Source organism: Falsiroseomonas oryziterrae, assembly GCF_021864505.1.
GTDB classification, from domain to species: Bacteria; Pseudomonadota; Alphaproteobacteria; order Acetobacterales; family Acetobacteraceae; genus Falsiroseomonas; species Falsiroseomonas oryziterrae.
Genome location: NZ_JAKJIB010000098.1, coordinates 1 through 12,223, shown reverse-complemented (window position 1 = coordinate 12,223; position 12,223 = coordinate 1). Strand labels below are relative to the sequence as shown.

8 protein-coding genes and 2 tRNA genes are annotated in these 12,223 nt (G+C 72.7%); 5 read left to right on the top strand and 5 right to left on the bottom strand.

Annotation, left to right across the window (positions count from 1 at the left end; genetic code table 11):
* Positions 1–408: 408 nt before the first annotated feature.
* Positions 409–482 (bottom strand) — tRNA-Gln (locus tag L2I40_RS10340).
* Positions 483–680: 198 nt separating this feature from the next.
* Here L2I40_RS10340 and L2I40_RS10335 point away from each other — a divergent pair.
* The 4 genes from L2I40_RS10335 (at position 681) to L2I40_RS10320 (ending at position 5,389) form a co-directional block, all read left to right on the top strand.
* Positions 681–1,760 (top strand): Ppx/GppA phosphatase family protein, encoded by a 1,080-nt coding sequence (locus L2I40_RS10335; protein ID WP_237214824.1) that lies wholly within the window; start codon positions 681–683, stop codon positions 1,758–1,760.
* A 17-nt stretch (positions 1,761–1,777) separates the two neighbouring features.
* Entirely contained in the window at positions 1,778–2,458 is a 681-nt protein-coding gene (locus tag L2I40_RS10330; protein ID WP_237214823.1) for an RlmE family RNA methyltransferase, read from the top strand.
* A gap of 82 nt (positions 2,459–2,540) precedes the next feature.
* Positions 2,541–4,211, top strand: coding sequence for an NAD(P)/FAD-dependent oxidoreductase (locus L2I40_RS10325; RefSeq protein WP_237214822.1), 1,671 nt, complete (start codon positions 2,541–2,543; stop codon positions 4,209–4,211).
* Between the two features lie 2 nt (positions 4,212–4,213).
* Positions 4,214–5,389 carry a BaiN/RdsA family NAD(P)/FAD-dependent oxidoreductase gene (locus tag L2I40_RS10320; RefSeq protein ID WP_237214821.1) on the top strand — a complete coding sequence of 392 codons (1,176 nt, stop codon included), beginning with the start codon at positions 4,214–4,216 and terminating at the stop codon, positions 5,387–5,389.
* Between the two features lie 6 nt (positions 5,390–5,395).
* On the opposite strand, the gene L2I40_RS10315 is transcribed toward L2I40_RS10320, so the two are convergent.
* Positions 5,396–7,549: a hypothetical protein gene (locus L2I40_RS10315; RefSeq protein WP_237214820.1), complete on the bottom strand. Its 2,154-nt coding sequence runs from the start codon at positions 7,547–7,549 to the stop codon at positions 5,396–5,398.
* Between the two features lie 169 nt (positions 7,550–7,718).
* Positions 7,719–7,794, bottom strand: a tRNA-Lys gene (locus tag L2I40_RS10310).
* Positions 7,795–7,937: 143 nt separating this feature from the next.
* On the opposite strand from L2I40_RS10310, the gene L2I40_RS10305 reads away from it, so the two are divergent.
* Positions 7,938–8,738, top strand: a complete 801-nt coding sequence (locus tag L2I40_RS10305) for a class I SAM-dependent methyltransferase (protein WP_237214819.1) — start codon at positions 7,938–7,940, stop codon at positions 8,736–8,738.
* A gap of 359 nt (positions 8,739–9,097) precedes the next feature.
* Here L2I40_RS10305 and rodA read toward each other — a convergent pair whose 3' ends face one another.
* On the bottom strand, positions 9,098–10,249 hold the full coding sequence (rodA, locus tag L2I40_RS10300; protein ID WP_237214818.1) for a rod shape-determining protein RodA: 1,152 nt from the start codon (positions 10,247–10,249) through the stop codon (positions 9,098–9,100).
* Between the two features lie 10 nt (positions 10,250–10,259).
* Complete coding sequence (gene mrdA / locus L2I40_RS10295) at positions 10,260–12,128, bottom strand: penicillin-binding protein 2 (RefSeq protein ID WP_237214817.1); 1,869 nt, start codon at positions 12,126–12,128, stop codon at positions 10,260–10,262.
* Between the last annotated feature and the right edge of the window lie 95 nt (positions 12,129–12,223).

Sequence of the window (12,223 nt, the reverse complement as noted above, 5' to 3'; positions counted from 1 at the left end):
CCGGCACGGCCGGCAGCCGCGGCGGGATCGCGCAGGCGGGCAGGGAGAGCGCCGCGCCGCCGGCCGCGACGGCCCGGAACAGCCGTCGCCGCGAGGCCTTGCGGGCGGGAGCCCCGTCCCTGTCGTCAATCATGAGGAGCCTCGATCAGCCTGGGCGCCCATCGTGACGCGGCCAGGGCTGGACCGAAAGCCGTCCGTGCCACCGCGGATGGCGCAGGCGCGCTGGTGGGACGGGCGGCATAGCGGCGGCCCGGGCACCTCGGGCGCGGCGGCGTCGGCCCTGGTCAGGGCGTGGATTGTCCGGCGACGACCATGAGACACCCGCGAGCCGGCAAAGCCCCGCAAAGCCCTCGCCGATCAGGCAGGCAGGCGGCGACGGTCAGGCGCTTCAGGTCAGGGTGCGGGAGGTGGCTGGGGGACCTGGATTCGAACCAAGGCTGCCGGAGTCAGAATCCGGAGTTCTACCGCTAAACTATCCCCCACCAGCCGGTGGCCGCACGGCGGTCCGGGCGGGCGCGCGAGGTAGCATAGGCCCCCTGGCGGGGCAACAGTGCCGCCTGGGCGAGCGGTCACGAAATGCCTTGCCCCGGCAGACGCCCCGCAAGATCATGCAGGAACGCACCCGGCCCGCCGCGGGCCAGCGCGATCCGGGAGCACGACCGCGAACGATGCCCGACGACATGTCCGCCAGCCGAACGGACCAGCCGCCGCGGGCCGAGGCCCGCGCACCGGCCCGGCGCGACCCGTCCTGGGGGCCGGCCTATGCGGCGCTCGACCTCGGCACCAACAATTGCCGCCTGCTCGTTGCCACCCCCGCCGCGCACGGCTTCCGCGTGGTGGACAGCTTCAGCCGCATCGTCCGCCTCGGCGAGGGGCTGGTCGCCACCGGCCGGCTCTCCGACGCGGCGATGGACCGCGCCCTCGCGGCGCTCTCCGCCTGCGCCGACAAGCTCGCCCGCCGCCCCGTGCGCGCCCTGCAGGCGGTCGCGACGGAAGCCTGCCGCCGCGCCGCCAACGGCCCCGCCTTCCTGGCCCGCGTCGAGGCCGAGACCGGCCTGAAGCTGCGCACCATCACGGCGCGCGAGGAGGCGGAGCTTGCTGTCGAATCCTGCACGCCGCTGCTCGAGCCCTGCGACCGGCGCGCGCTGCTCTTCGACATCGGCGGCGGCTCCACCGAGATCGCCTGGGTGCGCCTCACCCCCGGCCGCCCGGCGCCGGAACTGATCGGCTATCTCTCCTTGCCCGTCGGCGTGGTCACGCTGGCGGAACGCCATGGCGAGGCCTGCTTCACCGAGGCCGGCTTCCACGCCGTGGTGGACGAGATCGCCGACCGGCTGCTGGGCTTCGATGCCGTGCACCGCATCGCGCAGGAGATCCGCGCCGGCGGCGTCCGGCTGATGGGGACGTCCGGCACGGTGACGACGCTGGCTGGCGTGGCGATGGCGCTGCCGCGCTACCGCCGGCCGCTGGTGGACGGCCAGACGCTGGATGCCGCGCAGGCCGACCAGGCGCTCGGCGACCTCTTCGCGCTGGGACGCGACGGGCTGGCGGCGCATCCCTGCGTCGGCCCGGACCGAGTGGATTTCGTGCTGCCCGGCTGCGCCGTCTATGCGGCGATCCGCCGGATCTGGCCGGTGCCGCGCCTGACCGTCGCCGATCGCGGCCTGCGCGAGGGGATGCTGATGCGGCTGATGCGCGCCGACCGCATGGCGGCGCGGCGCTCGCCGCCGCGCGGTGCGGGCTGGCACGCGCGGGCCTGATCCCCGATATCGGGCCGATGACCAAGCCACCCGCGGGCCCGCCCGCTGGCCGCGCCCTCTCGGCCCGGCTGCGCACCGCCAAGGGCCGCAGCCCGCAAAGCCAGCGCTGGCTCGAGCGCCAGCTGAACGACCCCTATGTGCAGGCCGCGAAGGCTGCGGGCTGGCGGTCGCGCGCCGCCTTCAAGCTGGTCGAGCTGGACGAGAAGTTCCGCCTGCTGAAGCCCGGCGGCCGCGTGGTGGATCTCGGCTGCGCGCCGGGCGGCTGGACGCAGGTCGCGGTGCGGAAGGTGGGGGACCGCGGGCGGGTGGTCGGGCTCGACCTGCTGCCGGTGGACCCGGTGCCGGGGGCGACCATCCTGCAGGGCGACTTCCAGGACCAGGCGGCGGAGCGCGCGGTGGAGGCGGCGCTGGGCGGCCAGGCCGACCTCGTCCTGTCGGACATGGCGCCGAACACCACCGGGCATGCGGCGACCGACCATCTGCGGATCATGGCGCTGGCCGAGCTCGCGCTCGACTTCGCGCTGCGCGTGCTGGCGCCGGGCGGCGGCTTCGTCGCCAAGGTCTTCCAGGGCGGGTCGGAGAGGGCCTTCCTCGACACGCTGAAGGCGCGCTTCGCGACGGTGCGCCACGCCAAGCCGCCGGCGAGCCGCAAGGACAGCGCCGAGCTCTACGTCGTCGCCACCGGATTCCGCCCGTGACGTCGCGCGGCATCTCCCGCTGGCACGGCGCGTCTGACCTTCCGCTGGCACGCCGCGGCGTGACGGCCTAACTAGGCGCGCGATGCTTCGCCTCACCGAACTCAAGCTGCCGCTGACGCATGGCGAGGGCGCCGTCGAGGCCGCGCTCAAGGCCCGGCTCGGCCTGCGCCCGGGCGAGCTGAAGTCCTGCCACGTCGCCCGCCGCGCCTGGGATGCGCGCAAGCGCAGCGCGATCGAGCTGGTCTACACGCTGGATTTCGAGGTGGCGGACGAGGCCGCGCTGCTGCGCCGCGCGCAGCGCGACCCGGTGCTGGCGCGCACGCTCGGCCGCACGCCCGACACCTCCTATCGCCACGTCGCGCGCGCCGCCGCGCCGCCGCCCAAGCGCCCGGTGGTGATCGGCACCGGCCCCTGCGGGATCTTCGCCGCGCTGATCCTCGCCGAGATGGGCTTCCGGCCGATCATCGTCGAACGCGGCAAGGTGGTGCGCGAACGCACCAAGGACACCTGGGCGCTGTGGCGGCGCAACGTGCTCACGCCCGAGAGCAACGTGCAGTTCGGGGAAGGGGGGGCGGGCACCTTCTCCGATGGCAAGCTCTGGTCCGGCATCAAGGACCCGCAGCATCTGGGCCGGAAGGTGCTGACCGAGTTCGTCGAGGCCGGCGCGCCGGAGGAGATCCTCTACGTCGCCAAGCCGCATATCGGCACCTTCCGCCTGGTGCAGATGGTCGAGAGCATGCGCGCCAAGATCGAGGCGCTGGGCGGTGAATACCGCTTCGGCACCCGCGTCGTGGACTTCGTGATCGAGACCGGCCGCGACGGCGTGCGCCGGCTGCGTGGCCTGGTGACAGAGCCGACCGGCGGCGGCGCGCGGGAGACGATCGAGACCGAGCATGTCGTGCTCGCCATCGGCCATTCGGCGCGCGACACCTTCGAGACGCTGCATGCGCGCGGCGTGCATGTGGAGGCGAAGCCCTTCTCGATCGGCGTGCGGATCGAGCATCCGCAATCCATCATCGACCGCGCGCGCTTCGGCGACTTCGCGAAGCACCCGATCCTCGGCGCGGCGGACTACAAGCTGGTGCATCACTGCACCTCGCCGGCGCTTCGGGGCCGCTCGGTCTATTCCTTCTGCATGTGCCCGGGCGGCACGGTGGTCGCCGCGACGAGCGAGCCCGGCCGCGTGGTAACCAACGGCATGAGCCAGTATTCGCGCGCCGAGCGCAACGCGAATGCGGGCATCGTGGTGGGCATCACGCCGGAGCAGGACTATCCCGGCCATCCGCTCGCCGGCATCGCCTTCCAGCGCCGGTGGGAGGACGCGGCCTTCGAGGCGGGCGGCCGCGACTACCGGGCGCCTGCGCAGCTCGTCGGCGACTTCCTCGCCGGCCGTCCCTCGACCGCGCTCGGCGCCTTGGTGCCGTCCTACAAGCCCGGCGTGACGCCGACCGACCTGTCGCGCTGCCTGCCCGATTTCGTCGTCGCCGCGATCCGCGAGGCGCTGCCCGCCTTCGGTCGCCAGATCCGCGGCTTCGACATGGACGACGCTGTGATGACGGGGGTGGAGACCCGCACCTCCTCGCCCGTCCGCATCCGGCGCGACGCGGCCTTCCGCAGCGTCAACACGCTCGGCCTCTATCCGGCCGGCGAGGGCGCGGGCTACGCGGGCGGCATCTTCTCCGCCGGCGTGGACGGCATCCGCGTGGCGGAGGCGGTCGGGCGCGACATGGCGGGGCTGGCCGCGGCCGCCTGACGATGGAGAGCTTCGACGTCGTCGTGCTCGGCGCCGGCGCCGCCGGGCTGATGTGCGCGATTCGGGCCGGGCAGCGCGGCCGTCGCGTGCTGGTGCTGGAACACGCCGAGGCGCCGGGCAAGAAGATCCTGATCAGCGGCGGCGGGCGCTGCAACTTCACCAATCTCGGCTGCGTGCCGGAGCGCTTTCTCTCGGCCAATCCGCATTTCGCGCGCTCCGCCCTGGCGCGCTACACGCAGCACGACTTCATCGCGCTGGTCCGCCGCCATGGCATCGGCTTCCACGAGAAGACGCTCGGCCAGCTCTTCTGCGACGGCTCCGCGCGGCAGGTTGTGGCGATGCTGCTCGCCGAATGCGCGGCGGCCGGCGTCGAGATCCGCCTGGGCGCGCAGGTCACCGACGTTGCGCGGGCGGAGCGGTTCCGCATCGCCACGGGGCGCGGCGAGGTCTCGGCCGCCTCGCTCGTCGTCGCGACCGGCGGGCTCTCGATCCCGAAGATGGGCGCGACCGGCTTCGCGCACGACCTGGCGCGGCGCTTCGGGCTGGCGGTGACGGAGACGCGGCCCGGCCTCGTGCCGCTGACCTTCGAGGGCGAGCTGCTCGAGCTGATGCGGCCGCTCTCCGGCGTCGCGCTCGGCGCGGTAGCGCGCTGCGGGCGCGTGGCGTTCCCCGAGGCGGTGCTGTTCACCCACCGCGGCCTGTCCGGCCCGGCGGTGCTGCAGGCCTCGTCCTATTGGCGCGAGGGCCAGCCGCTCATCCTCGATCTGCTGCCGGGCCGCGATGCGGCGTCGCTGCTGCTCGGCGGCAAGCGCGGGCGCCCGAAGGCCGAGGCGCGGACCGTGCTGGCGGAGTTGCTGCCGCAGCGCCTGGCCGCCGCACTCGCCGCCCTTCACCTGCCGCCGCGCGCCATCGGCGAGATCGGCGACGAGGCGCTGCGCCGGCTCGGCGCGCAGCTCGGGCGGTGGGAGATCACGCCGTCTGGCACGGAGGGCTATGCCAAGGCCGAGGTGACGCTCGGCGGCGTGGACACGGCGGCGCTCGACCAGCGCACGCTGATGGCGAAGGCGGTGCCGGGGCTGTTCGTGGTGGGCGAGGCCGTGGACGTTACCGGCTGGCTCGGCGGCTACAACTTCCAATGGGCCTGGTCGAGCGGCTGGGCGGCGGGGGAGGCGGCGTAGCGCGCGTCAGGCGCGCGCTTCGGGTCTGCGGCGACGCGCGCCGTGCAGGAGCGTCGCGTGGACGATCAGCGCGAGCATGCAGACCAGCGAGACGACGATCCCCGGCACGAGGCCCCGCGGCGTGAAGGAGAGCACGAGATCGCCGCGCGTCGCGCCTGGCGGGAGGTCCACCGCGACGAAGACGTCGTCATGCGCCCGTACCGGCACCGCGACGCCGTCGAAGGTTGCCCGGTAGCCGGGCCAGTGGAGCCGGGCGAACAGCAGCGGCCCCGACCCCGGATCGCGATCCAGGATCCGGATCGCCTCGCGTTCCGCCGTCGGGACGCCGATGCTCTCGGCGCGCAGGCCCGCGATCGGCCAGGAGAGGGAGCCGGGCAGATGGGCGTTGGGCAGCGGACGCTCGACGAACACGGCGGTGGCCGTGCTTTGCGTCTCCTGCCAGGGCGGCCCGGCGACGCGGCGCAACGCGTCGAGATGGGCGCCGCGCTCGACCGCGAAGCGGTGCAGCCGCATCAGGTCGGCAGGTGTCGCGCCGGTGTTGGCGTCGCGCGCCAGAAGGCGCCCGGCCGGATCGGGGCAGGCTTCCGCGCCCGCATCGCCGCAGAGCATCCGCTCGAAGCCGGCATGGCCGATGGGCGAGTAGCCGACAATGACGGCGCGCCCCTGCGCGAGCGCCATGTTGCCCCAGGGCAGCGCGGCGAAATGCTCCGTCGGCCGGGGCGCCGACTGCACGGAAGCGAGCCGGAACTCCGTGGCCTGCGGAAGCCGCGACAGGACGGCCTCGTCGGTCGTCGCGCGCGGTGCGCCGAAGGGCTGGAACACGGCGATACCCGGCGGGGCGAGCGAGGCGGGCATGGCCCTCAGCGCCGCCGCGGCCAGCCAAGTGGAGGCCGCGAGGACGAGGCCGAGCGCGACGCGATGACCCGCGGCATCACGTTGCAAGAGAAGGGCCGCAAACCCGGCGAGCACGGCTAGACCTATATGCAGCGGCGCAAGGGATGGCGCCGACTGGATCGACGAGAGAGCGGAGAGGGCCATGGCCGCGCAGAGCGCGAGCCGCCGTACGCGGGAGGGTTGGGCGAAGCCGGCGTGCTGCAGGACGAGGAGGGCGGCCAGCACCGTGGCGATCTGGAAATAGGGAAGGAACTTGATGGGAAAGCGCATCCAGCCGAGGTGGCTCGGCCCCTGCGTTCCGATCAGCATGGCGAGCCCGAAGGCCAGCACGGTCGTCAGGTGACCGTCGCGCCAGTCGAGGCGGCGCCAGTCGATCAGCATCGCGAGCGGCAGCACGAACCACGCCGCGTGGAAGATCGGGGCGGGCACGAAAGGCGAGCGCCCCGGCATGAATGCGAAGATGCTCATGTGGAGGGGGCTCGACAGCGTCAGGACGTCGCGGAGGTTCGGAAGCAGGAAGCTGTTGTTTCCGATCGCTGTGTCCCGGCTCGCCAGCGCCGACATGCCGACCAGGGGGAGAATCGCCACGGCGGCCGCGCCCACCCCCAATGCGGCGGCCATAGCCACGTCGAGAACGGGTCGCCATCCGTATTCGCGCCAAAGCACAAGCAGTCGTATTGCGGTGAAGATGCCAAGGACGATGACGCCATGGCTGAATCCTGCGGTGGCGGTGAGCCAGACGCCGAGCGCCGCGCCCAGGAAGGGCAGGCGTCCCCGATGCGCGTACAGCAGGCCGGCCATCGCCCACAGCATGAAGCCAGTGGCCGCGTAGGCCGGGAACCAGGACGCGCCGAACCAGTAGGTCAGCATCGCGTTGCCCGCGATCGCCACCGCGGCGGCATGCGCGAGCGGCACCGCAAGACCCAGGGCGCGCGCGAGCACGAAGGCGCCGCCGCCGAGGACGGCGCTGAGACAGACCACCAGGAAGGCCATGGCGGCCGCCTGGTCCGGGACGGCGGGCAGAACGGCGAAGAGGCCGAGCAGGACCGGATTGAACAGTCCGTACTGGTATTCGCCCGCCAGGTTGCCGCCGACCCACAGCTGGGTCGTGAGGAGCGGTATCGCGCCGTCCGCTCGCAGCGCCCGGCCGATCGCGGCCAAGGTCGGTGCGAACTGCGCCTCCATGTCGTCGCGGAAATAGGTGCCCGCGTCGTGCCAGAGCGGCACCGCGGCCAGCAGCATGGCGAGGACGGCGGCAAGAAGCATGTGCGGCACGTCGCCCGGCCATGCCGATCCGCCAGGGTGCGCCGCGACGGGCCGGCAACCGGCCGGGCGCGACGCAGTTCGCGAGGCCGACATCACGTCGACGGCCGGCCGCAGCCGGGCCGGACCGGCGCGCGACGGAGCGGACACAATCTGCTGGGGATCAGGAGGATGGTGGGCGCACTAGGGCTCGAACCTAGGACCCGCTGATTAAGAGTCAGCTGCTCTACCAACTGAGCTATGCGCCCATCCGGGAGCGGCGAGATAGGCCGGTCGCGCGGGCTTGTCCAGCCCCGCTGCCGCGAGCTGCGGGCGGATCCGAGCGAAAAAGGGTTGTAAAAAAACATGTGACTGTGCTTCATTTTGCGCCGCCTGTCGGCGGGGGTGTCGCATGGATCTCAAGGAAACCGCCATCCTCGGCGAGGACATCGAGCAGCACTGGTATTTCCGCGCGAAGCGCGCGGCCCTGCTGCAACTCGTGGCCGGTCTCGGCGCCCGCCGCGTGCTCGACGTGGGGGCGGGGTCCGGCTTCTTCGCCCGCGCCCTGCTGGAGCGCACGGCGATCGCGGAAGCCACCTGCCTCGATCCCTTCTATGCCTCCGACCGGGACGAGACGGTGGAGGGCAAGCCGCTCCGCTTCCGCCGCGCCGCCGCGCCGGGCGACGCCGACCTGATCGTCATGATGGACGTCCTCGAGCATGTCGAGGACGACCTGGACCTGCTGGCCGAGCATGCGGGGGCGGCCGCCCCGGGCACCGACGTGCTGATCAGCGTCCCGGCGCTCCGCTGGATGTGGAGCGGCCACGACGTCTTCCTCGAGCATCATCGCCGCTACACGCTCGAGGATGTGACGCAGCTCACGCGTGCCGCAGGGCTCGAGGTCGTCCGCGGCATGTATTTCTTCGCCGGCGTCCTGCCCTTCGCGATGCTGGCGCGCGCGCCCGACCTGATTGGCCGCGTCCGGGGACAGCCGGTCGTGGCGCGCAGCGGGCTGCGGCGCCATTCGCGGCCCGTCAACGCCCTGCTCGGCGCCCTCTGCCGGCTGGAACTGCCGCTCATGGCCCGCAACCGCACGATCGGCCTCAGCGTGTTCATGCATGCGCGCAAGCCGTCCGTTGCGGCGCAGGCGGCGACCGCCCGGTCGCACGGCGTCAGGACGCCGGATGCGCGCGCCCCGATGATGGCGGCTTGACCGGGGCGCCGCGCCGCCAGGACCAGCGCCGCGGCGAGTGGCACCGGCCAGCGCGCCTCGCCAATGGACGGATTGAGACCGGTTGCGTTGACCGGCGGACCGCCGAGCGCGGCGATCCGGGCATGGAGCACGTCCCAGTCGTAGGCGGCATGGGCCTGGCCATCGAGGGCGAGGGAACCAGCGGCATAGAGAGGAACGAAATCGGTCAGCGCGAGGCTGCCATCCGGCTCGACGGGCCAGATCCCCGCCGCCGCCAGCGCCAGCAGCCACCCGCCGCCCAGCGCGCACAGCGCCATCGCGCCTAGCCGGACCAGCCGCAGCCGTCGCCCGCCGCGCCGTCGCCTGCGGCCTGCGTCACCTCAGGGCTCGTCCCGCACCGCGCCGATCTCGGCGTCGTGGTGGACATGCACCGACATCAGCAGGCCGAAGCCCAGCATCACCGTCAGCATCGCCGACCCGCCATGGCTGATCAGCGGCAGGGGCACACCCCCCACCGGGATGCTGCCCGTGACCATGGCGATGTTGACGAAGACATACATGAAGTAGTTGGTCGCCAGCCCCACCGCGAGCAGCCGGCCGAACTGGTGGCGCGAGCGCAGCGCGACCAGGAAGCCGAAGGCGATCACGCAGGCCAGCAGCGCCAGCACCGCCAGCGCGCCCACCAGCCCGAACTCCTCCGCCCACATGGTGAAGATGAAGTCCGTCTGCTTCTCGGGCAGGAAGTTCAGGTGCCCCTGCGTGCCCTGCAGGAACCCCTTGCCCCACATCCCGCCCGACCCCAGCGCGATCTTCGACTGGATGATGTTGTAACCCGCCCCGAGCGGGTCGCTCTCCGGATCCAGGAAGGTCGTGATGCGCGCGCGCTGGTAGTCCTTCAGGTGGTCGTAGACGATCGGCGCCGCCACCGCGATGCCGCCGAGCGCGAGTGCGAACTTCCACAGGCGCACGCCGGCCGCGAAGAAGACCGCGCCGCCCACCATCACCGTGATCAGCGCATTGCCCAGGTTCGGCTGCTTGAAGATCAGCAGCGCCGGTATCGCGATGGCGACCAGCGGCGGGATCAGGAACAGCGGATTGCCGATCCGCTCCCAGCTCGCCTTGTGGAACCACGACGCCAGCGCGACCACCAGCAGGATCTTCATCAGCTCGGACGGCTGGATCTGCAGCGGGCCGAGGTCGATCCAGCGCTGCGCGCCCTTGCCCACCTCGCCATGCAGCGCGACCAGCACGAGCAGGCCTACGCCGGCCGCATAGCCCAGCCAGGCCAGCTTCTGGATCAGCCGGATGTCCACCATGGCGATGGAGAGCATCAGCACGAGGCCGAAGCCGAAGCGTATCGCATGCCGCTGCGCGTAGGGCTCGGGCGCGCCGCCGCCGGCCGAATAGAGCGCGACATAGCCCACGCCCGCCACCGCGCAGAGCAGCAGCACGTAGAGCCAAGGGATGCGCCAGAGCTTGTCCAGCACGCCCGTGCCGCTCTCCCGCAGCCAGAGTCTGCGTTCGAACCTCATGTCCGCCCGCTCATATCCTGCCCCCCTGGGCGATGCGCGGCGCGCCGCTGCCCGGCCGCAGCCGGTTGAAGGCCTCGATCAGCACCTCGCGCGCCAGCGGCGCGGCGGCGCCCGAGCCGCTGGTGCCGTGCTCCACCACGACGGAGCAGGCCAGCCACGGATTGTCATGCGGCGCATAGGCGACGAAGAGCGCGTGCGGCCGCCACTCCCGCGGCAGCTGGTCGACGCGGAAGCCTCGCTCGCGCTGCTCCCGGCTCACGCGCCGGACCTGCGTCGTGCCGGTCTTGCCGGCCATCTGCGCGCCGAGGCTGGCCGGGAGGCGATGCGCGCGCGCCGTCCCGCCTTCCTCGTTCACCACTGCCCACATCGCGTCGCGCACCAGGCGCAGATGCGCCTCCGGGATGCCGAGGCTCGGCCAGTCCTCCGGGCGGTTGCCGCGCGCGGGTCGGCCCGCGACAGCGCGCGTCAGGTGCGGCTGCACGGCGCGGCCCGTCGCGATGCGCGCCGTCATGGTGGCGAGCGAGAGCGGCGTGAGCTGGTAGAAGCCCTGGCCAATGCCGTGCACCACCGTGTCGCCCAGCGCCCAGGGCCGGCCCTGCGCCTGCCGCCAGGCGCGATCCGGCACGAGACCCGCGCGCGTCCCCGGCAGCTCGATGTCGAGCGGTACGCCGAGGCCGAGGCGCCGCGACATCGCTGCGATCCGGTCGATGCCGAGCCGCTTGGCGATCTCGTAGAAATAGACGTCGCAGGACACGACCAGCGCGCGGCGCATGTCCACCGCGCCGTGGCCGTTGCGGTTCCAGCAGTGGAAGCGGAAATCGCCGATGTCCATGTGGCCGGGGCAGCTGATCCGCTCGCCCGGCGTCGTCACGCGCGCCTCCAGCGCCGCCAGCATCACCACCATCTTGAAGGTGGACCCGGGCGCGTAGAGCCCGTTCGTCGTCTTGTTGATCAGTGGCGTCGCGCGGTTGGCCGTCCATTGCCGCCACTGCGCGGCGGAGACGCCGGAATTGAAGATGTTGGGGTCGAAGCTCGGCTTGGTCGCGAGCGTCAGCACCTCGCCGTTGCGCGCATCCATCAGCACGACCGAGGTGCCTTCCTCGATCTTCCCGCGGATCGCCTTCTGCAGCTCCGCGTCGATCGAGATCTGCACGTCGTCGCCCTGCACGCCCTCCCGCCGGTCGAGCTCGCGGATCACCCGGCCGACCGCGTTCACCTCCAGCTGCACGGCGCCCGCGCGCCCGCGCAGGAGGCGGTCGTGGTGGCGCTCGATGCCGGCGCGGCCGACGCGGATGCCGGGCAGCTCGAGCAGCGGGTCGCCATCCATGTCGCGCTCCGACGGCGGCGCGACATAGCCGACCACATGCGCCAGGTGCTCGCCCTCCGGGTAGAGGCGCGTCGTGCCCACATCGACGCTGATGCCGGGCAGGTCGGGCGCGTTCATCTCGATCCGCGCCATCTCCTCCCAGGTCAGGAACTCGCGCACGATCACGGGGACGAAGCGGCGGCGGCGGCGCACCTCGCGCTCGATCCGCGCGCGCTCCGTCTCGGTCAGCGGCACGATCTTCGAGAAGGTCTCAAGCGTGGCGGTGACGTCGGCCGTCTGCTCGGCCACGAGCAGGGCGCGCCAGTTCAGCTGGTTGCCGGCCACCACGCGGCCTTCCCGGTCGAGGACTCGCCCGCGCGGCGGCGCGATCAGCCGGGCCGAGAGCCGGTTCTCCTCGGCGAGCGTCGCGAAGCGCTCGCCCTGCTCGACCTGCAGCGTGTGCAGCCGATGGCCGAGGAAGCCGAGCAGCCCCATCTGGCCGAGGCCGAGCAGGGCGGTGCGGCGGGCGAAGATGCCGCGGACACGCTCCGCCTCGCGCAGCTTGCGGCTCATTGTTCTGCCTCAGGCGCCGGCGCGCGCTGCGCGCGCTTGGCTTTCGCGCAGGCCGCGGGCGCGCCGGTGAACGCGGCTGGTTGGTGCGCGGGCCG